General features: G+C 72.8%; 26 protein-coding genes. 10 read left to right on the forward strand and 16 right to left on the reverse strand.

Annotated features, from left to right (window positions below; genetic code table 11):
- Window positions 1–70: 70 nt before the first annotated feature.
- Complete coding sequence (locus KK087_RS05520) at window positions 71–730, forward strand: hypothetical protein (protein WP_214564462.1); 660 nt, start codon at window positions 71–73, stop codon at window positions 728–730.
- A gap of 62 nt (window positions 731–792) precedes the next feature.
- Entirely contained in the window at window positions 793–1,284 is a 492-nt protein-coding gene (locus KK087_RS05525) for a hypothetical protein (RefSeq protein WP_214564463.1), read from the forward strand.
- Between the two features lie 143 nt (window positions 1,285–1,427).
- On the opposite strand, the gene KK087_RS05530 is transcribed toward KK087_RS05525, so the two are convergent.
- Entirely contained in the window at window positions 1,428–3,599 is a 2,172-nt protein-coding gene (locus tag KK087_RS05530; RefSeq protein ID WP_214564464.1) for a phosphocholine-specific phospholipase C, read from the reverse strand.
- Between the two features lie 239 nt (window positions 3,600–3,838).
- On the opposite strand from KK087_RS05530, the gene KK087_RS05535 reads away from it, so the two are divergent.
- Window positions 3,839–4,588, forward strand: a complete 750-nt coding sequence (locus KK087_RS05535) for a GntR family transcriptional regulator (RefSeq protein WP_214564465.1) — start codon at window positions 3,839–3,841, stop codon at window positions 4,586–4,588.
- Between the two features lie 84 nt (window positions 4,589–4,672).
- On the opposite strand, the gene KK087_RS05540 is transcribed toward KK087_RS05535, so the two are convergent.
- Window positions 4,673–6,007, reverse strand: coding sequence for a nucleotide disphospho-sugar-binding domain-containing protein (locus KK087_RS05540; RefSeq protein WP_214564466.1), 1,335 nt, complete (start codon window positions 6,005–6,007; stop codon window positions 4,673–4,675).
- A 377-nt stretch (window positions 6,008–6,384) separates the two neighbouring features.
- Between KK087_RS05540 and KK087_RS05545 the strand changes: the two genes are divergently transcribed.
- On the forward strand, window positions 6,385–7,722 hold the full coding sequence (locus KK087_RS05545) for a cation:dicarboxylate symporter family transporter (protein WP_214564467.1): 1,338 nt from the start codon (window positions 6,385–6,387) through the stop codon (window positions 7,720–7,722).
- Between the two features lie 17 nt (window positions 7,723–7,739).
- Here the strand turns inward: KK087_RS05545 and KK087_RS05550 are convergent, their stop codons facing one another.
- Window positions 7,740–8,252 (reverse strand): hypothetical protein, encoded by a 513-nt coding sequence (locus tag KK087_RS05550; RefSeq protein ID WP_214564468.1) that lies wholly within the window; start codon window positions 8,250–8,252, stop codon window positions 7,740–7,742.
- Window positions 8,253–8,384: 132 nt separating this feature from the next.
- Between KK087_RS05550 and KK087_RS05555 the strand changes: the two genes are divergently transcribed.
- Window positions 8,385–9,227, forward strand: coding sequence for a hypothetical protein (locus KK087_RS05555; RefSeq protein WP_214564469.1), 843 nt, complete (start codon window positions 8,385–8,387; stop codon window positions 9,225–9,227).
- A gap of 24 nt (window positions 9,228–9,251) precedes the next feature.
- Here KK087_RS05555 and KK087_RS05560 read toward each other — a convergent pair whose 3' ends face one another.
- From KK087_RS05560 to KK087_RS05570, 3 genes are all read right to left on the reverse strand, one after another.
- Complete coding sequence (locus tag KK087_RS05560) at window positions 9,252–10,343, reverse strand: tyrosine-protein phosphatase (protein WP_214564470.1); 1,092 nt, start codon at window positions 10,341–10,343, stop codon at window positions 9,252–9,254.
- Window positions 10,344–10,534: 191 nt separating this feature from the next.
- The gene (locus tag KK087_RS05565; protein WP_214564471.1) at window positions 10,535–11,329 is read right to left on the reverse strand and encodes a trypsin-like serine protease; all 795 of its coding nucleotides are present in this window, start codon (window positions 11,327–11,329) and stop codon (window positions 10,535–10,537) included.
- A 24-nt stretch (window positions 11,330–11,353) separates the two neighbouring features.
- Window positions 11,354–11,851 (reverse strand): hypothetical protein, encoded by a 498-nt coding sequence (locus tag KK087_RS05570; RefSeq protein ID WP_214564472.1) that lies wholly within the window; start codon window positions 11,849–11,851, stop codon window positions 11,354–11,356.
- Between the two features lie 187 nt (window positions 11,852–12,038).
- Here KK087_RS05570 and KK087_RS05575 point away from each other — a divergent pair, with 187 nt between their 5' ends.
- The gene (locus tag KK087_RS05575) at window positions 12,039–12,692 is read left to right on the forward strand and encodes a TetR family transcriptional regulator (RefSeq protein WP_250900853.1); all 654 of its coding nucleotides are present in this window, start codon (window positions 12,039–12,041) and stop codon (window positions 12,690–12,692) included.
- A 37-nt stretch (window positions 12,693–12,729) separates the two neighbouring features.
- On the opposite strand, the gene KK087_RS05580 is transcribed toward KK087_RS05575, so the two are convergent.
- The 6 genes from KK087_RS05580 to KK087_RS17840 form a co-directional block, all read right to left on the reverse strand.
- A complete protein-coding gene (locus KK087_RS05580) occupies window positions 12,730–13,101 on the reverse strand; it encodes a COG4315 family predicted lipoprotein (RefSeq protein ID WP_250900854.1) in 372 nt (123 codons plus the stop codon).
- 285 nt (window positions 13,102–13,386) lie between these two features.
- On the reverse strand, window positions 13,387–13,899 hold the full coding sequence (locus KK087_RS05585; RefSeq protein WP_214564475.1) for a hypothetical protein: 513 nt from the start codon (window positions 13,897–13,899) through the stop codon (window positions 13,387–13,389).
- 47 nt (window positions 13,900–13,946) lie between these two features.
- Window positions 13,947–14,369 carry a hypothetical protein gene (locus KK087_RS05590; RefSeq protein ID WP_214564476.1) on the reverse strand — a complete coding sequence of 141 codons (423 nt, stop codon included), beginning with the start codon at window positions 14,367–14,369 and terminating at the stop codon, window positions 13,947–13,949.
- Window positions 14,366–14,938, reverse strand: coding sequence for a TetR/AcrR family transcriptional regulator (locus tag KK087_RS05595; protein WP_214564477.1), 573 nt, complete (start codon window positions 14,936–14,938; stop codon window positions 14,366–14,368). Before KK087_RS05595 ends, KK087_RS05590 begins: the two co-directional genes overlap by 4 nt.
- Window positions 14,931–15,779 (reverse strand): alpha/beta fold hydrolase, encoded by an 849-nt coding sequence (locus tag KK087_RS05600; protein ID WP_214564478.1) that lies wholly within the window; start codon window positions 15,777–15,779, stop codon window positions 14,931–14,933. Before KK087_RS05600 ends, KK087_RS05595 begins: the two co-directional genes overlap by 8 nt.
- A gap of 116 nt (window positions 15,780–15,895) precedes the next feature.
- Window positions 15,896–16,243, reverse strand: a complete 348-nt coding sequence (locus tag KK087_RS17840) for a cyclophilin-like fold protein (RefSeq protein ID WP_214564479.1) — start codon at window positions 16,241–16,243, stop codon at window positions 15,896–15,898.
- Window positions 16,244–16,572: 329 nt separating this feature from the next.
- Here KK087_RS17840 and KK087_RS05610 point away from each other — a divergent pair, with 329 nt between their 5' ends.
- Window positions 16,573–17,772, forward strand: a complete 1,200-nt coding sequence (locus KK087_RS05610; protein ID WP_307860001.1) for an MFS transporter — start codon at window positions 16,573–16,575, stop codon at window positions 17,770–17,772.
- 32 nt (window positions 17,773–17,804) lie between these two features.
- Entirely contained in the window at window positions 17,805–18,380 is a 576-nt protein-coding gene (locus KK087_RS05615) for a GrpB family protein (protein WP_307860002.1), read from the forward strand.
- A gap of 24 nt (window positions 18,381–18,404) precedes the next feature.
- Here KK087_RS05615 and KK087_RS05620 read toward each other — a convergent pair whose 3' ends face one another.
- The 3 genes from KK087_RS05620 to chrA all read right to left on the reverse strand — a co-directional run bounded on the left by KK087_RS05620 (window position 18,405) and on the right by chrA (window position 21,209).
- Window positions 18,405–19,349 carry a nuclear transport factor 2 family protein gene (locus KK087_RS05620; protein WP_214564481.1) on the reverse strand — a complete coding sequence of 315 codons (945 nt, stop codon included), beginning with the start codon at window positions 19,347–19,349 and terminating at the stop codon, window positions 18,405–18,407.
- A gap of 229 nt (window positions 19,350–19,578) precedes the next feature.
- Complete coding sequence (locus tag KK087_RS05625; protein ID WP_214564482.1) at window positions 19,579–19,974, reverse strand: arsenate reductase ArsC; 396 nt, start codon at window positions 19,972–19,974, stop codon at window positions 19,579–19,581.
- Window positions 19,975–19,988: 14 nt separating this feature from the next.
- Complete coding sequence (gene chrA / locus KK087_RS05630; RefSeq protein ID WP_214564483.1) at window positions 19,989–21,209, reverse strand: chromate efflux transporter; 1,221 nt, start codon at window positions 21,207–21,209, stop codon at window positions 19,989–19,991.
- A 45-nt stretch (window positions 21,210–21,254) separates the two neighbouring features.
- Between chrA and KK087_RS05635 the strand changes: the two genes are divergently transcribed.
- Window positions 21,255–21,923: an arsenate reductase/protein-tyrosine-phosphatase family protein gene (locus tag KK087_RS05635; RefSeq protein ID WP_214564484.1), complete on the forward strand. Its 669-nt coding sequence runs from the start codon at window positions 21,255–21,257 to the stop codon at window positions 21,921–21,923.
- A gap of 165 nt (window positions 21,924–22,088) precedes the next feature.
- Here KK087_RS05635 and KK087_RS05640 read toward each other — a convergent pair whose 3' ends face one another.
- Window positions 22,089–23,222, reverse strand: coding sequence for a glycosyltransferase family 4 protein (locus KK087_RS05640; RefSeq protein ID WP_214564485.1), 1,134 nt, complete (start codon window positions 23,220–23,222; stop codon window positions 22,089–22,091).
- Between the two features lie 532 nt (window positions 23,223–23,754).
- Between KK087_RS05640 and KK087_RS05645 the strand changes: the two genes are divergently transcribed.
- Window positions 23,755–24,093, forward strand: a complete 339-nt coding sequence (locus KK087_RS05645; RefSeq protein WP_214564486.1) for a DUF4333 domain-containing protein — start codon at window positions 23,755–23,757, stop codon at window positions 24,091–24,093.
- Window positions 24,094–24,101: the final 8 nt, after the last annotated feature.

Raw genomic sequence — 24,101 nt, forward strand, 5'->3', positions numbered from 1 at the left:
ACGGACCCGTAGGCTCGCGGGCGGACCCACCGGTGCAAGGGGCGCACGGCGGGATCCGAGGGGGAACCACATGTCCATCACATCCAGGATCACCACCGCGGGCACGGCGACCGTGATCGTCGTGCTCGCACTGTCCGGCTGCGCCGGCACCGGCACCACCGCACCGGGGACGGAGCGGGCGGCACCGCGGTCATCGGCACCGACACCGACCCAGGCACCGACGGAGACGCCGACTGCGCCGGCCACCGTCGACTCGGCAACGAAGGACCTCACCTTCGAGGACGGCGACGCGCTCTCGGCGAGCACGCTGCCCGCGTTCGGGCTCCAGGTCTCGGCGCTCGACGGCTGGGAGCAGACCGGCGAGGACCCGACCACCGGGTCGCGGGAGTACTCGAACGCCGACGGCTCCGTGGCGACGATCACGCAGCAGCGGCTCACCGACCTCGACCCGACGATCGGGGATCGCGCCGCCACCGAGCAGCTGTTCACCGCGGCGGGGCTGCCGGCCGACCGACTCGAGGAGCAGCTCCTGCCGACGATCACCGGCGGCACCGCGCAGTTCCTGTCGATCGCCGGGCACAACACGGACGGGTCCTGGTCGGCAACGGTCGCGCGTGCCTTCGCGAAGCCCGGAGCGGCGCTCATCGTGAAGGTCCGGACGACCTCGCAGGATGCGCTCCGTCCCGACCTGCACGACATCCTGGTCAACGCGCAGGTGGTCGTCGCCTAGCGAGCCGGTGCGACGGGGGCGCCGCGTCGGGCCGCCGGGACGGGTCCCTATGCTGAGTCCTCGTGCGCCGCTCCGTCCGTCTCCTGACCGTCCTCGTGATCGTCACCCTGTTCGCCGTCGGGGTCCTGTCGGCGGTGGTGTTCATCCAGCGTGTGCTGGCGGATCCGGCGAGCGACGTCGCCTGGGTCGGCACCGTCCGAGCGATGGGGTTCATCGTCATCGGGGTCATGCTGACACTGCTCGGACGGCGAGCGATGCCCGCGGCCGTCGACGCGGTCAACCTGCCCGCCAGCGCCGGTCCGGTGCGGCCGCTCACGGTCGTCGTGTGGGTCGTCCTCGGCGCCACCATCTACTCGATCCTGCGCGGCTGGACGGTGATCGTCCCCGTCGCGGCCGTCGTCGGCGCGATCGTGGTGGCGTTGCCGTTCGTCGAACGGTTCCTGGACCTTGTACTCGCCCGACAGGCGGCGCGAGCCGACGCCGACGCCGACGCCGCCGACGCCGCGACCCCGGTCACACCGGTAGCACCCGCCGGGACCGCCGCCGACGCGTGAGACGACGAGCGAGACGGCACGCGGGACGGACGTGAGACGGTCACGAGACGGGACGGGAGGCCCGGTGCCAGCTGGCACCGGGCCTCCCGTTCGTCGTCGACGCGGCCTGACCGTCCCTGCCGACCCACACGGGTCGGCGCGCGTCAGCGCTCCGCGCGCCCGGCGAAGCGGTACCGGAACCCGGGCACACCGTCCGCGGTGACGACCACGTCGTAGTACCCCCACTCGTCGAGCGGCCAGTGCATCGTCTTGTGCCCGGAGCCGCGGACGTGCGCGGTCTCGCGGTGCTGCACGAAGTCGTTGGCCACGAGCACGAAGCGGAGCTCGGCCCTGCCGGTGTTCTCGAGCAGGAGCTGCAGGGTGCGCCGACCGCGGGTGTCCCGGACGACCGAGACGTGCGGGACGCCACCGGTCGCCCGACCACCGACCGCGACGGTGCCGGCGAAGCGCCGGAGGAACCGGTCGGGTCCGTAGACGCTGACGTCGTAGGCGCCGTCGGTCGTCGTGGTGTCCCATGCCCAGTCGGCGGTCGCGCCCACGGGGACGGTCTTCGGGTGGGCGGCGAACGGCAGCGCGGTGTTCGGGTAGACCAGGAAGTTGACCCCCTGGCGACCGTCGTTCGTGAGCGTCACGGTGACCCGACCGGTGCTCCGGTCGACGGTCGCGTCCGCGTGCTGCCGGTAGGGCAGGCTCCGACGGCGGACGGTCCCGGGCTCCTGGACGGGCACGGTCTGCGCGCCGATCGCGGGTTCCTCGATGGGTGGCTTCACCTGGTCGGCGTCGGCGGCCGCCACGAGCGCCCGGGTCTGCTCGATGCCGGGGACGACGTCGGGGCCGGGGATGCTCGGGTCGATCGCGCTGAAGTCGAAGCAGCTCGTGAGGTCCCCGGAGACGGTCCGTCGCCAGGCGGAGATGTTCGGCTCGCGGACCCCCGTGACGTGTTCGAGGAACTGGATCACGGACGTGTGGTCCGCCACCTGCGAGTTGACCCACCCGCCTCGGCTCCACGGGGACACCACGGTCATCGGCACGCGGGCGCCCATGCCGATGGGCAGACCGTCGACGTACTCGTCGGGGGTGCCGGGTTCGGCGAACGGGGGGACGACGTGGTCGAAGTACCCGTCGTTCTCGTCGTAGTTGACGAGCAGGACGGTCGAGGCCCAGGTGTCCGGGTTGCTGAAGAGCGCCTGCACCACGGCGTTCGTGTAGTGGGCGCCGTAGTCCGGGCTGGCCGCCGGGTGCTCGCTCCAGCCGTAGGGGGCGACGACGTACGACACGGTCGGCAGGCTGTTGGTCGCGCAGTCCTGGCCGAACTGGCTGAGCAGGTGGGTGACGTCGAGGCCCTTGCCCGAGTTCGGCTTCCACCCGTCGTGCAGCCCCGCCCGCGCGGCGAGCTCCTGCTGGGCGGGGTCGGAGGACGCGAGCGCGCGGTGGTACTGCTCGAACAGCCAGAGCGGGTTGTCGCCGTAGTCGCCGACGTACGGGTCGGCGGAGCTGTCACCGACCTCGTCGTTGGCGTAGGTCTTCCAGGTGACCCCGGCCGCCTGCAGTCGTTCGGCGTAGGTGGTCCAGGCGAACACCGGTTCGTAGTCCGCCGGGTTGTCGGTCGCCGGTCCGCCCTGGGCGCCGCGGGGGTCGATGGTGCCCGACCACTGGTACAGGCGGTTCGGCGTCGTGGGCCCGTTGAGCGAGCAGTGGTAGTCGTCGCAGACCGTGAAGGCGCTGGCGAGTGCGCGCTGGTAGGGGATGTCCTCGCTGGTGAAGTAGCCCATCGTCTGGGCGCTCTTCGCGTCGACCCACCGGTTCCAGGCCCCGCCGTTCCACGCGGTGTGCCCGCCGCCCCAGGAGTGGTCGAGGCCGTCGGCGTTCTGCGCGTTGAACCGGGTGGTGTCGAGCCGGAACGGCAGCATGGCGCCCCCGTCGGTGCGGGCCGCCGCCGGCTGGTGGAAGACGTCGTGTCCGGTCGGCAGCTCGAGCGACTGCTTGTCCGAGAACCCGCGGACTCCGGGCATCGTGCCGTAGTAGTGGTCGAACGACCGGTTCTCCTGCATGAGCACGACGACGTGCTTCACGTCGGCGATCGTGCCGGTGGGGACGGCACGAGCGGTCGCCGCGCTGGCGCGGTCGGCCGCGCCCGGTCCGAACGCGGACCCGGCGGCGACGCCGGCCATGATCGCGGCTGCGCCGCCGACCAGTACCGTCCGGCGGCTCAGACCGGGGCGGACCGCGGCGGTGTACGCGGCGTCCGGGGTCAGGGGTGGTGCGGCGCCCAGGCTGACGTCGGGTGCGCCGTGTTCGGGCTTCCTCGTGCTCATCGCAGGCCTTCCAGGTCGGTGGGAGTGCGGGCGCCGCGGGGGAGGAGCGCCCGTCAGCATGACAACGAGGTGCGCTGAACCGTGCCTGGCCCGGTCGTGGCAGCGGGGTGAACGCGTCCGGTGGAGTCGGGATCGACCTGTCCAGGTGCGCCGCGGCTCGGCCCTGTGGTTCCGAGGCCGATCCACGAGAACTCCGACGCACCTGGACAGCTCGAGCCGCAGCGCGGGAGGATCACCGGGTGCGACCACTGTTCCGGGACATCGCCGAGGACATCGCCGACCGGGTGCTCCGCGGTGAGTTCGACGCCACCGGCGTCCTGCCGGGCGAGCACGACCTCGCCGCCGACTACGCCGTTGCGCGGGGCACCGTGCGGAACGCGCTCGGGCTGCTCCGCGACCGGCAGGTCCTGACGGCACGTTCCGGCTCCCGCTGGCGCGTCCGCACCACGACGCTCGGTCACGACGCCGGCGCGCTCGAGTCCTTCGGCCAGTCGGCCAGGGCACGGGGGCACGAGCCGGGTGGGCGTGTGGTGGCGGTCGAGGAACGGCCGGCAACCGTGCGTGAGCGGCGCGTCTTCCGCGCCGCGCACGACGAGCCCGTCCTGCACGTCGTGCGGGTGCGGTCCCTCGACGGTGTCGATGTCATGCTCGAGCGCACCGCCTACGCCCCGTGGGTCGCAGCCGTCATCAGGACGATCCCCGGTGGGCAGACGTCGGTGTCGGCGACCCTGGAGGACCGGTTCGGCATCCGGGTCGGTTCCGCCGTCACCACCGTGGACGCGCTGTTGGCCGACGACGCCGACGCCGCGCTCCTCGGTGTCCGGCCCGGCGCGGCGCTCCTGCAGGTGCGTCGGTCCAGCACCGCCGAGGACGGCCGCCCGCTCGAGGCCGGCGACGACCGGTACGTCGCGGGGACCGTGCCGCTCCGGATCCGGACGGCGTCCGCACCGGCACCGCGGGACCGCGCCGGGCACGACGACGCGGGATGAGCCGGACGGGAGGCGCGGTGGCAGCTGGCACCGCGCCTCCTGTCCGCATCTGCGCGACCCCACGACGTGGGCCGGCAGGCGGGATCAGCGTCGCAGGGTGCGGTCCGCGGCGGCTGCGACCGCCGCCGCCAGCCCGGCCTCGATGACGTCGACGGGGTCGGGCAGGGCCGCGATCGACGCCGCGACCCGACGGCCGCGGGCGCGGTGGGCCGGCGACGCCAGGACCTCGCGGACCGCCCGACGGATCGCGTGTGGCCGCGGTGTCCCCGAGCGCAGGTTCCGCCCGCACCTGGCCCACGCGACCCGGGCGGCGACCTCCGGCTTGTCCTCCGTCGACCCGGCGACCACCAGCGGCACGCCATGTGCGAGGGCACGCTGCACCCCGCCGAACCCGCCGTTCGTGACGACGACGCTGCACCGCGGCAGCAGCTGGTCGTAGGGCAGGAAGGTCGCCACCCGGGCGTTCGCGGGCAGCGCCGTGCCGAGCGCCCGTTCGACCTGGTCGACCGGGCGGCCACCCGTGGTCGCGACGACGAGGACGTCCTCGTCCGCCAGCGCGCGCAGGGTCGGCGCGAGGAGCCGGCCGAGGTCGACGGTGTCGATCGTGCCCTGGGTCACGAGCACCACCGGGGTGTCGGTGTCCAGGTCGTCCCACCACGAGGGCAGGTCGGCCTCGGCCGTCGGCGCCGTGCGGGTCACGACCGGACCGACGAACCGGACCGAGTCGGGGAGCTCGCGGCGCGGGTACTCGAGCTCCGCGACGCTCAGCTGGAACAGGGTGTCGAACGCGCGGTACGCGAAGTCGAACGTCCCGATCTGCGACGGCGGTGCCCCCATCTCGGCGAGCACGGCGTCGACGGCTTGCTGCAGCGGCCGGGTGAGGACGGGGCGGATCGCCGCCGTCAGCAGTCGGTTGCGCACGCGAGCCAACGGCCCGCGACCCGGCGCGAGCGCGGTGCCGAAGGGGGCGGCGTCGACGCTGGTGAGCGTCACCGGGGTGGTCGCGATCCCGAGCACGGGCAGGCGGTCGCCCGGCGGCAGCGCGAGGTACGGGGCGAGCCCGGTGAACGTCGCCTCGCCGAGCACCGCGTCGAACCGGCTCGTTGCCAGCAGGGCCGTCAGCGCGCGGTACTGGGAGGGGATCGGCCGGACGAACATGGCGATGATGCCCTCGCGGACGACCGCGATTCCGCGTGCAGCAGTGGCGTCGGCGAGCCGGTCCTGCAGGTCGGCGTCGTCGAAGTCGGCGTCAGCAGGCAGGGCCACGAAGCGGAGCCCGGCTCCGACGACGAGCTCGCGGTACTTGGACCCCGTCAGCACGGTGATCTCGTGGCCGCGCTCGGTGAGGGTGCGTCCGACCTCGACAAGGGGCGCGAGGTGGCCGTAGACGGGCGGGGCACAGAGCAGGTACGAGGACACGGGGGCCGCTTCCGTCGGGGGATGGCCGGACGTTCGGAGCGTAGGTGCGGCGAGCACGCGCGTGGCGCGGCACGGACTGGGAGTGGGTGAGAGTCCTCGAGCATCGGCACCCTGGTGACGGTCGGCATGCTCGTGAGGCGCGCGGTCGAGGCGAACGGCAGCGAGCTGCCCGCGGTGGCGCGTGCGGCCCGCGACGTGAGTGGATGACGGACTGGAGGCCCGGTGCCAGCTGGCACCGGGCCTCCAGCCCGTGTCGTGACGGCCCAGGACGTGGGCCGTCACGCGCGGGCCAGCCACCTGTTTCGGTGGGCACGCGGCGCGGCAGGTGGGAACAGGATCGCAACGTCGACGAAACACGCGCGCGGTGGGGTGGATGCATGGACGTCACCGCCACGGATCGTGCTCCCGCTCGCTGGTACCACTCGCTGTTCGTGCAGATCGCGATCGGGGTGGCCCTCGGCATCGCCGTCGGGGTCTGCTTCCCCGCGGCAGCGCCGGTGCTGAACGTGGTCGGGCAGGGGTTCATCCGGCTGATCGAGATGGTGATCGCGCCGCTCGTGTTCATCGTCGTGGTGACGGGCATCGTGCACGTCGGCGATCTGCGGTCCGTGGGACGGATCGCCGGCAAGGCGATGATCTACTTCCTGCTCGCGTCGTCGTGCGCGCTCGTGTTCGGGCTGCTGGTCGGCAACCTCGTGCGGCCCGGGGCCGGCCTGCGGATCGACCCGTCGTCGCTCGACGCCTCGGCCGTCGCGGCGAAGACCGCGGGCGGCACGGCTCCGGACGCGGGGACCTTCATCCTCGACCTCATCCCGTCGAGCGTCGCGAACGCGTTCGCGACCAACGACATCCTGCAGGTGCTCGTCTTCGCGGTGTTCGTCGGAGCGGCCGTCGCAGCGATCGGGAGTGACCGTGCGCGGCCGCTGGTCCGGGGCCTCGACCTGTGCCTCGAGGTCGTCTACCGCATCCTGGGCTGGGTGATGCGTCTGTCGCCGCTCGGTGCGTTCGGGGCGATGGCGTACGTGGTGGGGCAGTACGGCATCGACACCCTGGGGTCGTACGGACTCCTCATCGCCGCCTGCTACGGCGCCGCGGCGGTGTTCATCGTGGCGCTGCTCGTCGGCGGGCGGCTGCTGTCCGGGGTGCCGATCTGGCGGTTCGTCTGGCACACCCGCGCGGAGTTCGGGCTGGCCCTGGGGACGGCGTCGATCGAGGCGGTGCTGCCGCGGATGATCACCCGGCTCACCGAGGTCGGCGTTTCCCGCAGTGTCGCCGGGCTCGTCGTGCCGACGGGGTACTCGTTCAACCTCGACGGGGCGGCGATCTACCTGTCGATCTCGCTGCTGTTCCTGACCCAGGCGTTCGGGGTGCCGCTGACGCTCGAGCAGCAGGTCGCCGCCCTCGGGGTGCTACTGCTGACGTCGAAGGGCATGGCCGGGGTGCCGGGATCGTCGTTCCTCGCGCTGTCCGCGACGGCGACGAGCCTCGGGCTGTTCCCGGTCGCGGGCGTCGCGCTGCTGCTCGGTGCCGACCGGATCATGGACGCGATGCGGGTGAGCGTCAACCTGCTCGGCAACTGCGTCGCGACGCTCGTGGTGGCGCGGTGGCAGGGCGCGCTCGACCGTGAGCGGGTGGACGCGGTGCTCCGGCCTGGGCGCGGGGTGCGGCCGTCGCCGTCGCCGTCGACGTCGCCGTCGCCCTCACCGGTTCGGTGAGGGCTCGCGGCGCGCGGTCAGCGTTCGAGGACGGCGCGCTGCTGGTCGTACTGCTGGCGGGTCCGGTGTCCGCCCATCTTGCGGACGACGGCGCCCGAGGGGTCACGGGTGATCCGCCACCAGATCGCGGTGCAGAGCGCGTCGACCGGGACGATCGCACCGAGTCCGACCAGGAGCTGCCGACCGAGGTCCGTGCGCCACGGCAGCCCCGAGACCTCGAGCGCGGTCACGACGAGCAGGCACACCACGATGGTGATCGGGCTGAGCCAGAGCTTCCGCACGGTGCGTTGACGTGCCACGTCGATTTCCGCCAGCTGCGCCAACGGCAGCGTCGAACCGACGAGCTCGCGCGGCTCGCCACCGACGATGACGGCGGCAGGGCCGGGGGTGGGAGCTGTGTCGTCCGCGTCCGTGGCGGGTCGCCACACGACGTCGTCCAGGTGCTCCAGGTCGTCGTCGATGCGGAACCAGCCGCCTTCGAAGCCGTCGGCAGCGGCGTCGGGATCGGCGCGAGGCGTGGTCGTGGTCACGTCGGTCATCCTGGCAGGAACAGGGGCCGCTGGGGCACCACCGCTTCGGGGGTGGGGCGGAGGCGTCGCCCGCGGGCCCGGGGCGCGTTCTGCTGACAGGATGGTCCCGACACCACGGGGGCGGGGGCCGGTATGGGCACGGAACAGCAGGACTGGCGAGACCAGGGGAAGGGCCCGACGACGGGGCGGGGCAACGCGATCGCCATCGCGCTCGTGCTGCCGGTGCTGCTCGTCGTGAGCTGGGCGGTCCAGATCGGGGCGTACTTGGCGCGCGACTTCGGGTCGATGGACGACCGGCTGGGCGCCGTGGGCGTGTTGGCACGGCTGGTGATCGGCGCCGTGCTCGCCGTGGGGATCCCCGTGGTCGTGCTCGTCGTGCAGGTCCGGGCTCGGCGGCGTGCACCGCGGCACTCGCTGGCCGCCGTGGTCGCGGCGATCGTGGTGCTGGTCATCGCCGTGCCGTGGAACGGCCTGGTCCTGACGTCGCAGCTGCGGAGCATGGCCACCGACGCCCGGCAGTGGGCGCAGCCGGCGACCGCCGCCGAGCGGCACTTCGCCGACGGCGACGCCCGGGCCACGCTCGAGCGGATCGGGGACCGCACCGTGCGGATCCTCGGCGGCGACCGGAAGTCCGCCTACCGCGATGGTGAGCGAGCCGGTGGTGCGTACAGCGAGGAGTGCCAGCTGTCGAACGCGCACCAGGGAGTCCGGTGGCGGTACTGGTACCACCCGAACAACTACACCGACGAACACGGCGAGGAACTCCTGCCCGAGGACCACACGCTGATCGAGGGCGCCAACCGTGACGTGGCCGGCGTCCGCGCGTACTGGGCATCCGAGGGCATCGGTGCCCGCTCCGAAGCGGACATGGTCCCCGGCCAGATCGCGCCGACAGCCGACTGGCTCGAGAGCGGCTTGTCGTACACGCGGCCCGGTCCCGACGTCGACTTCAGCACGATCTGCCTGGTGCGCTGAGGACGCCCGGCCATCCGCTCATGGTCAGCGGTGCGCCGTCGTTCGACGAACGGTCAGGCGGTACCCCTTGGTCGTGGTGCCGTCCTGGGCGGTGACGGTGATGTGCGCGGTGCGGCCGGAGACGTGCACGCTCGTGACCGCGTTCGGGTTCGTGGTGTGCACGTGGACGTCGGCGACGCGCAGTGTCCGGACTGGGGCTGTGACCGTCGCGCCGTGCGACGAGGCAGCGGCTGGCAGGTGGACACGCACGCCCGCGACCGCGATCGAGGACACGGTGGCGTCGTTCGACACGAGGAAACGCTCGCGCAGGGCGGCGGCCTCGTGCTTGGTCACGCCGATCGTGTCGGCCAGGTACGAGCCCGTGCCGCCGTACTCGGTCGCGATGTCCTGCTCGAAGGTGCCCTGCAGCAGCTGCGGTGTGGCCCAGGTCACCCCGAGCTGCGTGTTCGAGAGCAGGTAGTCGTGCAGGATGTCCGCGCTGTCGACGCCGAGGATCCGGTCGAGCAGGTCCACCACGGTGCCGGTGCGGTCCATGCCGTGCGAGCAGTGGATCAGGACCGTGCCACCGGTGTGCGTGGCGAGGACCCGGAGCACCCGGCGGTAGGCGGTGATCATCGACCCGGGTGTCGCCTGGTCGACCCGTCCCTTGTCGACCAGGTCGTGGTACATCGCGGTGTCGTCGCTGTAGTCGCCGTCCGCGCCGAACATCGAGATGTCGACGTGTCGTGCGCCGGGGATCGCGACGTCCGGCTTCGCGGCGATCTGGGACGGGGTGCGCAGATCGACGACGAGGTCGACGTGGTACTCGTCGGCCAGGGCCGTGGCACCGGCCGGGGTGACCTTGTCCAATGACTCCGAACGGATCAGGCGCGGGGCGTTCACGGTCTGACCGGACCGGCCGTGGACCGCGGCGAGCTCGCGACCGTTGACAAGTCCGGGGACGTCGGTGATCGGGTGGTCGGCGCCGGTGAACGCCGGCTGCAGCGTGTCGTCGGCGTGGGCTGCTGTGACGGAGAACGCGGCGGAGGCGACGACGGCCAGGCCGGCGAGGGCGGTCGCGGCGACGCGGGTGGTGCGCGGGGAGCGGGTGAGTGGGGAGCGGCGGAGCGGGGACACGGGGCAACCTCGATCTGATCAGGACCCGGGGGTCGTGGGGAGCCGGACGTGGTGCCGTCCGGCTCCCCGCAGGATCGCGGCGCGGGTCGTCGGCGGTGTGGCGGCGAGGTGGCCGGGGCGTGTCCGGGTGATGAGGCAGCGCTCAGTCGCCCACCCGGCCGTGGGCGGGTGTCGACCCGTCCGCGGCCCACTCAGGAGGCAGGGGCCAGCCGGTACCGGAACAGCTCGGTGAGCATCTGCTGCACGGGTGTGTAGAGCATCACGGTCGTGCTGGTCGCTGTCGTCGTCGAGCTGCCCGAGATGATCCCGTAGAGCCGGTTCGTGGCGCTGAGCACCGGTCCGCCGGCGTCACCCGGCGCGACGCCCACGCCCACGGTGGAGCGTGCGGCGGCGAGGTGTCGGGAGTCGGCTCCGCTCCCCGCAGGGACGCCTGTGGGGGTCCAGGAGCACAGCACGCCGCTCACCGCGCCGCTGCTGCAGAAGGGATCCGCGTCCGGCCGACCGGTGCCGGTGACGGCTGCCCGTGCGAGGACCCCGTCGACGCGGGTGAACACGCGACCGGATGCCCGTGGGGTGAAGGTCGCGACGGACGGGTCGCAGGAACCGCTCGCCGCCCGGGCACGGGTGCACGCCAGGGGCGGGACGACGGCGAGTTCGAGGTCCGACTCCGCGGACTGCCAGACCACGCTGCCGACGGTCGCGCCGTCGAGCTGCACGGGCGCTTGCAGCGGCGCGCAGTGCTTCGCGAGCACGACCCACCGGGTCGCCCGCTGGTACTGCTCGAGCTGGCTCCGGAACCCCTTGGCGGCCAGCACGGCACCGACGGTGCAGGACCCACCGGGGACCCCGACCTCGGTGCCGGCGATGATCGGCGCTGCGACCCGGTCGGGGGCGCTCGTGGTGGCCGAGGCCGACGGGACCCAGGCGAGGGTGGCCCCGACGACGGCCGCCAGGGACACGGCGACGGCCAGGGTGCGGACGAGCATCGGTTGCGCGTGGCGGGACACGGGTCAGCCGAGCGTGCGGGTGCCGTTGACGCGTCCGATCACCGACAGGGTGTCCGGGTCGCTGAGACGGGCGTGCCAGTGCAACGTCGTCGTACCGCGCGGCAGGTCCGGGAACGCTGCGGTGAAGCGGTAGTGGCCGCTGGCACTGACGACGTCGTGCCCCGAGGTGACTTCGGCGATGTGCTTGTTGAACAGGCCGCGCGGCTTGCCCGGTGCGTCGTAGTAGACGATGACCAGGGTGCCGGGCTTCCCGGTCCCGGCGAAGGTGATGTCGGTGAAGCTCGTCCGGTCGGGCCCGCCGTGGGTCTTCGCGGTGAACGCCACGGCCGCAGCCCGAGGCGATGTGTGTGTGGCGTGCGTCGTGTGGGAGATCGTGGCGGCTCCGGCCTGTGCGGGGACCAGGACGCCGGCAGCGAGCGCACCGCCGAGGGTGACGCACGTCGCGAGCACGGTCAATCGGCGGACCGACGGGGAGCGGTGGGTGGACGGGGTGGAACGCATGGGGACTCCTCGGTTCGTGGGGGTGCGGGCCGGGGTGGCTCGGTGTGCGTGAACGCTAACAATGCGTCAGACGATCGTCTAGCGAAATCTTGAAGCTGAGGGGATCGGAGGCATCGCACTCGGCATGACTGCCGCCCTCGCCTGGTCAGACGTTCGTATGATGAACAAGACCCGACCGAGGAGTGCGATGAACCAGCGGCAGCAGGCGAAGACCCGGACCCGCGAGCAGATCATCGAGGCTGCGGCGGCGGCGTTCGCCAGTCACGGCTACGCGGGGACCTCGTTCGCCCGGGTCGCCGCCGCGATGGACCGCCCGAAGTCGGCGATCGGCTACCACGTGTTCTCGTCCAAGCACGAACTCGCCTTCGCCGTCATCGAGCGGCAGCAGGCGCGTTGGGCGGCGATCGACTCGTGGATCGATCAGCCCGCGGGGCTGGAGCACCTGCTCGTGATGCTCACGTCCGCCTGTTCGGACGCGATGCGGTGCTCGGTCGCTGCCGGGGCCATCCGCCTGAGCCACGAACTTCGCGGAGCGGGGGAGGCACTCCCGCGCACCTTCGTCTGGGACGACTACGTCCGTGGTCATCTCTCGGCTGCGACTGGCGGCGCCGGCCCTGCCGCCGACCCCGAGTGGGCACGTGCGGCGGACCTGGTGCTGACGTCGACCTTCGGGGTGATGTGGGCCCGGACGAGCGCGCGGCTGACGCGGGACACCGAGGGGCAGCTCCGGGATCTGTGGGCGGCGCTGTTCACCGGGGTCGGGCTGCCGGGTGTGCACGCGCTGCTCGAGCAGGTGCAGCCCGTGCGGGTGGGCGGGGACCCAGGCCCGGCCGAGGAGTGACCCCGGCGGTCCCGGCATCCCTGCCGTCCCGCCGGGCCTACTTCTTCTGCTCGGTGCCGTCCGGGTTCACGACGTACCAGACGCCCTTGTCGCCCTGACCCGTCACGTCACCGGCCTTCTTGTCCCCGACGAACGTGTAGATCGGTCGGCCGTCGATCGTGATCTGCCGTCCGCCGTCCACGCCCGTGATGGTGCCGACCTTGCCGGTGATGCCGGACACCTTCGGTGTCGCCGTCGTCGCCTCGATCGCGGGCCACGCGGTGGCGCAGCCACCGGTGCAGGAGCTCTTGCCGGAGCCCTTGACGTCGGCGTCGAAGTAGTAGGCGGTCATGCCCTTGCCGTCGACGACGACCTTGCCGAGGGTCGTCGCGGCGACGGTCACGTCGACCGAGGGGGACGAGTCGGTCATCGCGGGTGCGTCGCCCTGCGCGGCGGGGGACGGTGAGGGCGAGGGTGCTGCGGATCCGGCCGTGGAACAGCCGGCGAGTCCGAGGGTCAGGAGCAGCGCGACCCCGAGTGCGATGGACGCAGGTCGGGATGACGGGGTTCGGTGGGGTGTCGACACGGAGGCTCCTCGAGGTCAGGTCTCGCCGCTGACTGCTGGCTAGACGTTCGTCTAGCGAACGTATCCGCAGGACGGGACGTGAGCCAGCACCCTGCGCGCCCTCTCATCGAGCCGGCCGTGGATCGGTGGTCAACGCTCCGTGTGCTCGACGAGGTGGACGCCCTCGACGCGGCCGATGACGGCCAGTGACGCGGGGTCGATCAGTCGGGCGCTCCAGGATGCCCGATCGGCGTCACGGGGCAGTTCGGGCAGCGCTGCCGTGAAGGCGAACCGGCCGGTGGAACCGACGGCGCTGCTGCCCGGCTCGACCTCCGCGACGCGCTCGTTCCCGGAGTCGTCCCGGGGGCTGCCGTAGTGGACGACCACGACGGCACCGGGTGTGCCCGCCCCTGCGAACCGCACCCTGACGACTCCGCTGTTGCCGACCGTCCGTGGTGGGCGGATCGCGAACCGGTGCGCGCCGCTCGTCACGGCCGGTGCCCCGAGTGCGGCGCCGAGCGCCCCCGATGCCCCGAGTCCGAGCGTTTCGGGACCCGGCGCGGTCGGCGTCGGCGCGGGCAGGGCGAAGGCGACGGCGAGCGCGGTGATCCCGACGGCGAGGACGATCGGAGACGCCCGGACCCGATCGGTGCTCCGCGGCATGGTCGACCCCTTCGTGGACGGCTGTGGCGGAAGTCGCCACGCTCACGCTACCGCTTGGCCAGACGATCGTCTGTGCGCTCGCGCTCGCGCCGCACCAGCGCGCGCCACCGCGGCTGTTCCGAGACGACGACGGCGATGCACAGGACGGTGACGACGATCGCGACCGCCGTCGGCCACACGGCCCAGGCTGCCGCGACCGCCCCCACGAGGTGCGCGAGGACCGAAGCGATCGTGACCATCCCCGGTGCCGCGACGGGCGGGTCACCGCCGGGGCGGTCGCCCGGGGTGCCGAACACCGCCGGCGGCACGACGACGAGCAGCACGGCGGCGATCGCGAGCATCGGCGAGTGGGGCCAGAGCGCCCAGGGCACGGCCACCCACGCGACGAGCTCCGCCAGGAACCGCAGGCCGCCACCGACCGGGCCGTGACCGACGGGCATCGGCGGGCGCGCCGCCGTGGTGACGGTCATCGTGTCGTCGCGGCACGGAAGCCGCGGTCCAGGAAGTCGACCATCCACGCAGCACTCCCATCGACGTCCGTGTCCATCTGGAACCCGCCGGACGCCTCGATCGTGGCGAACCCGTGCAGGACGCTGCGGAGCACCCGGAGAGCGTGGACCTCGTCAGCCGGGTCGAGTGGGTGGTCGCGGAGCGCCGCGGCGAAGGAGGCCAGGGTGCGGCCGAGTGCGACCGCCAGGGGGTCCTCGGCATCGGTCGGCCGGACGGTCACGGCCGCCTGGTACCGCGCCGGGTGCTCCCGCACGCTCCGGCGGACGGTCTGCACCGCCGCCTCGATCGCGCTGCGGCCGCTGCGTCCCTGCATGGCGTCGCGGAGTGCGTCGCCGAGTTCGTTCGCCCCGAGGATCGCGATCCGGCGGGTGAGGTCGCCGAGTCCGTCCACGTGCTTGTACAGCGACGGTGCCTTCACCCCGAGGCGGTCGGCGACGACGCTCATGCTCAGCTGGGCGAGGCCGATCTCGTCGGCCAGCGTCGCCGCCGCGTCGGTGACGGTCGCCGGGTCGAGCCCCGCCCTAGGCAACGGGGCCTGCTGCGGGGAGCGTGCGGGCGAGGAACGGCAGCAGCAGGGCGAGGAGTGCAGCCGGCGTCTCGGTGTGGGGGTAGTGGCCGGCGCCGTCGATCACGGCGAGTTCGCCGAGGCCGTCGGGCAGGTCGGCGAGGATCCGCTCGCCCTCGGCGCGGGGGTCGGCCCAGTCCGGGTCGGCACTGCCCTCGACGACCAGCACGGGGCACCGGACAGCACCCAGCTGCTCGCCGGCGTCGGCGGGTGACGTCCGGGTCATGGCACGGAGGACCGCCATCCGCTCCGGTTGCCGCAGGGTCGTCTCGATGCGGCTGCGCTCCGTCGCCCAGTCGGCGGGCTTGGCGGGGACCGCGATGTCGAGGTACGCGAGCCATCCGGGCAGGCTGCCGCTCGTCATGACCCGCGCGAGCTGGACGGTGCCGGCTCGGTGTCGGCGGTTGCGCAGGAGTCCGCCCAGGTCGACGGACTGCTTGCGCGTGAACGGCGCCAGTTCGACGATGCCCGCGACCAGGTCCGGGGCGGTCGCTGCGGCGATCGTCGCCGCACCCCCGCTGATGGACTGCCCGACGATCACGGCCGGGCCACCGAGGTGTCGGGCGACCGCGACGAGGTCGCGAGCGATGTCGGCGCGCTCGTAGCCCGCCCACCCCGTGCTCGAGTCGCCGCAGCCGCGGAGGTCGACGTTCGCCACCCGGTAGCCGGCCGCGACGAGCTCCGGCACGACGAAGCGGTAGGCGCGCCGGCTGTCGCCCATGCCGTGGGCGAGGACCACGAGCGGCCCTGTCCCGGAGAGGTCGTAGGCGATCGTGCCAGCTTCGGTGTCCAGGTGTTCGAGCATGACGTGGCTCCTTCGGCTACGGGTAGTAACTCAAAAGCTAATACCCGTAGCCAGAAAAGGCAAGGGCTGTCGTCACGCGTCGGAGTCGAGCGTGGTCGACCGCAGGAGGACGGACCTCAGCCGCGCACTCGGACGGTGGCGGCCCCGGACGGCAGGTCGCGTACCGCCGCGACGTCGTCGACGGTGCCGATCGGCACGATCCCCGAGAAGCTGCCGACGTCCGTGTAGTACAGGACGATCGACTGGTCCGGCGCGTAGTACGCGATGGTGCCGGCCGGCGCATCGCTCGCGCTCGGGGCGCCGGTGGTGTCGAGCGGCGCGGGGAGCCGAGCGATCTGCTCCTGGCCGCCGTAGTCGGCGAACGTCAGCGTCGCCGGCAGCTGGGCTGCCAGCGCGCGTGCCGTCGCACTGTCGGTCAACCGGCCGGTCAGGGTCTCGCCGTCGAGCTCGATGGTGATGCGCACGGGGTCGGCCTCCGTCGGGGTGGTGATCGTGGGAGCTGCAGTCGCAGTCGCAGTCGCAGTCGCCGCCCCGGGCGTCTCCGCGCGGTCGACGCCGCTGCACCCGGCGAGCGCCCCTACCACCAGCACGACGACCGGAGCCAGCGCGAGCGGACCCAGCGCGACGTGCAGGCCCACGGCGGGACGGCGTCTGGTGCGGAAGTGCATCGGGGCTCCCTCGGTTGGTGGACACCACCATCGAAGCCCCACCACCCCGCGCCCAGTGAGGCTCCGGCGAAACGGGGTCCTGCAGAACCTCCCTGTGCCGCGGCACCTGCCCCTACCGTCGGTCCGTGACCACGACGACCTCCGACCTCCCCACGACCGACCGGGCGACCGACGGCCGACTGCCCTGGTTCCCGCTCGCCCTGCTCGCCGCGATCGGGTTCCTCCTCGTCGCCATGGAGACGATGCCGGCCGGGTTGCTGCCGGCGATCGCCGACGGGATGGGCACGAGTGAGGGCACGGTCGGCCTGTTCGTCAGCGCGTACGCGATGGGCACGGTCATCGCCACGGTCCCGGCGATCGCCCTGACCCGCGGCTTCCGCCGCAAGCCGCTCATCGTGGCCGCCATCGCCGTGCTGCTCGTCGCGAACACCCTGACGGCGTTCGCCCCGAACGTCACGGTCGCGCTGGTCACCCGGTTCGTCGCGGGCGCGATGTCGGGGACGATCTGGGGCATGTTCGCCACCTACGCCCGGCGGATCAGCCCGGCCCGCTTCGCCGGGGTGTCGCTCGCGATCGTCTCGACGGGCGCGCCGGTGGGGTTCGCGCTGGGCACCCCGGTCGGGTCCTTCATCGGCAACGCCCTGGGCTGGCGGTCGTCGTTCGTCGGGCTGAGCCTGGTCGGCGTGGTGGTCCTGGCGCTGATCGCGCTGTTCGTGCCGGACGCCCCGGGGCAGACGAGCGCCGCGAAGCTGTCCGTCGTGAAGGTGTTCCGGATCCGCGGCATCGCGGTCATCCTCGCCGTGATCGCGACGTGGATGGTGGCGCACAACACGATCTACACGTACATCTCGCCCTACCTCCGGGCGACCGGCACCGACCTGAGCGCCGGTCTGGTGCTGCTGGTCTACGGCGTCGCCGCGGTCCTGGGCGTCGTCATGACCGGCGCCCTGCTCGACCGGCACCCCCGACCCCTGCTGCACGGCAGCGTCGGGCTGTTCGTGCTGGCCGGCGTGGTCCTGCTCGTCGGGCACACCTCGCCGGTCGCGGTCCTGGTGGCCGCTGGACTCTGGGGCATCGGCTTCGGTGGTTCGTCGACGCAGCTGCAGGCCGCCCTGACGACCGCCGGGGGCGAGGATGCCGACGTCGCGAGCGCGTTCCTGCCGGTCGCGTTCAACATCGCGATCTTCGCCGCCGGCCTGTTCGGGGCCGCCCTGCTGACGGCCTTCGACGGGCTGGTGCTCGCCGTGGTGATGATCGTGTTCGGGTCGGTCGCGGCGCTCCTCACCGTGATCGGCCGCCGGTCGGCGTTCCCGCCGACCCTCTGACACGCATGACCGCAGGCTGCCATCATGTCCGGGTGCACCACGACGCAGACCACCCCCGGCAGGACGTCACGACCGTCGAGATCATCGGCGGTCCGGAACCGGTCACCGTGACCCTCCACCCACCGGACGCCGGGTGGGCTGCGGTCTTCGCGGACCACCGGCGACGCATCCTGGAGGCCCTCCCCGGCTCCGGTACGGACGCTCCGGTCGTCGAGCACATCGGCTCCACGGCCGTCCCCGGCCTGGCCGCGAAACCGATCGTCGACATCGTGGTGGTCGTCCCCGACATCACCGACGAGGCCACGTACCTCGACCCGCTGCTCGCCGCCGGGTACGAGCTCCGCGTCCGTGAACCCGGCCACCGCCTGGTCCGGACGCCCGCCCGTGACGTCCACGTGCACGTCTACGAGCGGGGTGCCACCGCGATCGACGAGTACCTGCTGCTCCGGGACCACCTGCGCGCTGACGCCTGTGACCGGGCGCTGTACGAGCGCACCAAGCGGGAGTTGCTCGACCGGAGCTGGGGCGACATGAACGAGTACGCCGACGCGAAGACCGCGGTGATCGCCGCGATCAAGGAGCGGGCGCACCGGAGCCGCGCGTCCTGAGACGCGCGGCTCCGGTGTCGAGCCTCAGCTCGTCGGGACGACGTCCCAGTGCTCGCGGATCAGGTTGCCGTCGACGCGGAACAGGTCGGCGGCGCCGAACGGTGCGTCGGCCTTCGCCCCGACCTGCTTCGAGAACGTCCACACCAGGTCGCCGTCGGCGAGTGAGATGACGGACTCCTGCTTCGGCAGGCTCTGCGCGGCGCTGCCGGCGAAGAACTGCTCGAGCGCGGCGGTGCCGTTCGCCGCGACCGAGTTGTGCTGCAGGTACGCCGGGTCGAACCGCTCGTCCAGCACGGACACGTCGTGGTCGCGGAACAGTCGGTCGTACGCGGTCACCGCGAGCACCCGGTTGTGCTCCTCCTGCCGCTCGGTCAGGTGGCGGTCGCGCTTCGCGGCCGGGTACAGGTCGCTGAACATGCTGTTCGTGTTGCCGCTGGCCGGGGTGCCGGTCGGTACGGCCTGGCGGAGCGCCCACCACTCGCTGATGCGACCGTTGCGCATGCGGAAGAGGTCGACGGCGGCGTCACCGGTGCGTTCGTCCTTCGGCTTCGCGGTGATCTGCCAGTGCACGGCCACCAGGTCGGCGTCCCCCGCGACGTGCTTGATCACCGCGTGGGCACCGGGCACCCGGGCGCGGTCGGCGGTGAACTCGGCGAGCAACGCGGACGGACCCGAGGCGCTCGTCGCACCGTGGGCGACGGCACCGGTCGCGACGGCGGTCCGAGCAGTCGCACGGGCCTTCGCGGACCCGGGGGACCGGAACGCGCACCGGAACAGGTGCCGGACCGTGGCCTCGTTGCGCTGCTCGGCGCGACGGTCGAGCCGTGAGACGGACGTGCCGCCCGAGGTCGTCCGCGCTGCACGGTTGACCGTGTGGTGCGCGGAGGTCGTGGAGGTGGAGGTGTGGAGGGGTGCCGCCACGGCCGGACCGGCCACGAGCGACACGGCGATGGCGACCGGAGCTGCCACCGCACACGCCTTGGCGATGATGGGGAGAAGTGATGTCGTCTGCACGCCAGAACGATGGAACCGGACCCTGGAAGCCCGCTCGTGCCCTGGAGCCGCCACGCGCTGCGACCGTGACCGGCCTCTCAGTCGCCGTGCGCGCCTCCAGGCTGACCTGCGAGCGCGCTGCCAGCGTGACCCGTTCCCGCTGGTGATCGACGGCCCGGACCTGTGGGACGGCTCACCCCGTCGCTCAGGCGATCGCAAGCCCGGAGAGCAGCTCCTGCACACGCGCCCGCACGTCGTCACGGATCGGCCGGACGGCGTCGAGGCCGAGCCCGGCGGGGTCGGTCAGCTCCCAGTCCTCGTAGCGCTTGCCGGGGAACACCGGGCACGCGTCGCCGCAGCCCATGGTGATCACGACGTCCGCGGCGCGCACCGCGTCGGTGCTGAGCAGCGCGGGCTGCTCGCTCCGGATGTCGATGCCCTCCTCGAGCATGGCCGCGACGACCACGGGGTTGAGCTGGTCGGCCGGTTCGGAGCCGGCGCTCCGGACGTCGACGCGGTCACCCGCCAGGTGCTGCAGGTAACCGGCGGCCATCTGGGAGCGACCGGCGTTGTGGACGCAGACGAACAGGACGGTGGGCATGCGGGGTGCTCCGATCAGAGGACGACGGCGCCGAGCAGGCCGGCTCCGATGACGACGGCCCACGGGGGAGCGGACCAGCGGGTGAGGGCGATGAAGGCCGCGACGGCGAGCGCCAGTGCCGGTGCCGAGCGGACCCCCTCGGTGATGACGGGGTCCCACAGGGCGGCGGCGAGCAGTCCGACGACCCCCGCGTTGACGCCGGCCAGCACGCGGCGTGCCCACGGCAGGGCGCGCAGGGCGTGCCAGAACGGCAGCGCCCCGACGACCAGGAGCGCCGCCGGCAGGAAGATCGCGACGAGTGCCACCGCCGCTCCGAGGAGTCCGCTCGGACTGCCGTCGGCGACGGCACCGAGGTACGCGGCGAAGGTGAACAAGGGCCCCGGTACGGCCTGTGCTGCACCGTACCCGGCCAGGAAGTCCGCGTGCCCCACCAGGTGTGTGGCCACGGTCTGGGACTCCAGCAGCGGCAGGACGACGTGCCCGCCGCCGAAGACCAGTGAGCCCGCCTGCGCGAAGACCCCGAACAGGCGGACGGCCCCGGTGCCGCTCGCGGCGATCGGCGCCACGACGAGCAGGACGGCGAACGCGGCGAGCGCCGACACCGCGACCCAGCGGGGGAGCCGCACGGCGAGCTGGGAGCCGGCGTCCTCGGTGCCTGCGACCTCGTCGACCGGGCCGACGACCCGACTCAGCCACAGCACGCCGACCACGCCGCACACCGCGATCACCGCGACCTGCGGCCCCGGGCCGGGGACGAGCAGCACCGTGATCGCAGCGGCGGCCGCGATGGTCGCCCGACGGCGGTCCGGTGTGAGCGAGCGCGCCATGCCGAGCACCGCCTGCGCCACGACCGCGGCGGCGGCGGCCTGCAGTCCGAGCAGCCAGCCGGCTCCGGCCAGGTCGGGTGCTCCGGACACGAGGAGGGCGAAGGCCACGAGCAGGACCGCGGACGGCAGCGTGAACCCGCACCAGGCGGCGAGCAGCCCGAGCAGGCCGGCGCGCTGCAGTCCGAGCGCCATCCCGACCTGGCTCGACGCCGGCCCGGGCAGGAACTGGCACAGCGCGACGAGGTCGGCGTAGGCGTCGTCGCTCAGCCAGCGCCGCCGGACCACGAAGGCCTCGCGGAAGTACCCGAGGTGTGCGACCGGTCCGCCGAACGAGGTCAGTCCGAGCCGCAGGAACACCAGGAACACCGACGTCACGGACGACCGCAGGGGCTCGGGGCTCGTCGTCACCCGCTCATCTTGACGACGGCAGATGGTTCAGTCAACATTGAACCGATGAACATCCGGCAGCAGGACATCGAGCGGCGCGCGGCGCAGCACGCGGCCCTCGGCGACGTCGCCCGCCTGGCGATCGTCGACCTGCTCGCCGCGTCCGACGCCAGCCCGAGCGAGGTGCGGGCCGCCCTCGGGCTCTCGGCGCCGCTGCTGGCACACCACCTGCGGGTCCTCGAACAGGCCGGACTCGTCAGCCGCCGACGCTCCGACGGCGACGGCCGACGCAGCTACCTGCACCTCGAGCCGATCGGTGTCCCGCACGGGTCGGCGGCGGTGCCGGGGCCGGTGTCCCGCGTGCTGTTCGTCTGCACCGGCAACTCGTCGCGCTCCCCGCTGGCCGCGGGCGTCTGGGCGCAGGTCAGCGACGTCCGGTCCCTGTCCGGCGGGACGCGTCCGGCCGCGGCCATCGCGCCGGGGGCGGTCGCCGTCGGCGAGCGCCACGGTCTCGACCTCGGCCGTCACGTCCCGCGTGCCTTCCGCGACCTCGTCGCCGACGGGGACCTCGTCGTCACGGTCTGCGACCGCGCGCACGAGTCGATCGACGACGGCGACAGCCTGCACTGGTCGCTGCCGAACCCCTCGCGCGTCGGCACGCCGGGCGCGTACGAGGCCACCTACGCGGACCTCCGGTCCCGCGCCACGGCGCTCGCTGAGCGTCTCGCCGCCTGACGCGGTCCCACGAACGGAACGCCCCGATGAGATCCCCCCTCCTCATCGGGGCGTTCTCCTTGCTCGACCACCTACGGACGGGAGGCACGGGGCGGGCCCGCACCGTGCCTCCCGTCCGTCGCGTGGTGCGCCCAGGGCGGCGCGCGCTCGCGGGGGAGCCCGCACTCAGGACCGGCGGCTGCCGGCGACCAGCCGGAGGACCTGATCGGTGTGCCGTTCCGACGTGCCGAGGCGGGCGTGCTCGATCGCGGCGGCGGTGTGCGGAGCGAGCAGTGCCCGGTCGGAGGCGAGTTCGATGATGGTCGTGGCGAGTCCGAACGCGGTCTCGTCGTCGGTCAGGACGGCGGCGGAGCCGAACTCGCTCGCCAGGCGGATGTCGGAGACGATTACCGGACGGTGGTCCCGGAACGCCTCCAGCGCGGTCATCGGCTGGCCGTCGTGCTCGAGCGAGCAGACCACCGCAGCGTGCCCGCAGAGCAGCAGGTCGTGGACGCCCTGCAGCGGCAGGCGGCCGTGCACCCGGACCGAGACCGGCGTGCGGGTCGGGGGGACGGTCCCGCCGGCGACGTCGACCCGCACGGCGTGGGCCCCGAGCCGGATCTCGACCAGCCGGATCGCGTTGAAGAGGACGTCGAGGCGCTTGTCCGGGGTGAAGCGCGACGCCCAGACGAGGCGGAGCGGGCCGGTCTCGGGCGGGGGCGATGGGGTGACCGGTCGGTTGCCGAGGGCGTTGGGCACGACGTGTACCTCTTGCAGGCCGGCGGCCCGCAGGACCGCGGCCTGTCGCGTCGTCGAGGTGACGACGACGTCGGCGGCCCGGGAGACGGCAATGGTCATGTTCCGGCGCGCGTCGTCCATGGCGCGCCCCGTGGTGCGGTGCCGTGTGGGCCGGAGCCCGGTCACGACGCGGTGGGTGTGCTGTGCGAGGGGGGCGAGCGCCGCCGCGGTCCGCCCCCGGAACGGTGCGGAACCGTGCACGGTGTGGATCGTCGGCAGACCGAGGGAGCGCGCTGTGGTCAGGGCAGCGGCGGCGAGACCGAAGTCCGAGTGCGTGACGACGAGACCGATCCGCTCCTCGAACATCAGCGTGCCGAGGGACCGGCGTACCCGGACGGAGTTGCGGACCACCGGCAGGTCCGCCCCCGGGACGGTGATCGACGGCTCGACCTCGGCCAGTCGGACGCCGGACTTCCGTAGATCGGCGGTGTCGCTCGTCGGGGGAGTCGCGACCCAGACGACGTGCCCGGACTCGGCGAAGGCCTTCGCCTGCTGGACCAGGGCGGCCCGTTCGCGACGCATCGCTGACAGGGGGAAGTCGCTGACCAGCAGGACCGTGATCTTCGCAGCCCCCACCGTCAACGGCCGGTCTGGGGGGAGGGGGTGGTCTGGCGCAGGGGACGCATGCGATCTCTCACGGGTCGGAGCAGGACGGGGTGCTGGGAACCGTAGGCGTTCAGAAGACGATCGTCTAGTGAAGCGCTCTGCTGCTGAGCGGGCCTTCACGACTCCCCAGGCGTACGTCCAGTCCGGGGTGCGCGACGGACGGGCGGAAGATGTCCGGTTCTTGCGGAACCTGTACAGGTCCGAGCCGTGGTCGTCGTACAGTCGCGGGAAGCTACCCCGTCGGACCCTACCGGCGGGTGCCCGACCCCCCGTTACCGGGCTGGCCTCGTCATGACCACCGCGTCGAACCCGACGGCGTCGTAGCGCGAGGACGTCTGCTCCTGACCCGAACTCGTGGCAGACGTCCTCGCACCTTCCCGCTATCGTCGAGGAACGGCCGGTCCCCGATCTCGGGGCGGCCAGCGGCCAGGGGACCACGGGGGACACCATGCAGCACCAGCGCGCCATCACCGCACTCACCACGACGATCGCCCTGGCGGCGACGCTCAGCGGGTGCACGGTGTCGGCATCGTCGTCGGCGTCCCGGACCGTCACACCGGACGCCTTCGAGCGGGTCGTCGTCGACGCGTTGGCGGACATCTCCGACGCGACCCCCGAGGTCGACTGCGGCGAGGACGACATCGCGATCGAGGACGGTGCCGAGGTGCACTGCGACGTGAACACCGCCGGCTACGACGTGGTCTACGACTCGGTGTCGACGATCAGCACCGACGGCGGCGACGACTACCACGTGGACGTGCAGGTGGCCGACCAGCCCAAGGGCTGATCGGCCAC

It is taken from the genome of Curtobacterium aurantiacum, from assembly GCF_018598555.1.
Classification (GTDB): Bacteria; Actinomycetota; Actinomycetes; order Actinomycetales; family Microbacteriaceae; genus Curtobacterium; species Curtobacterium aurantiacum.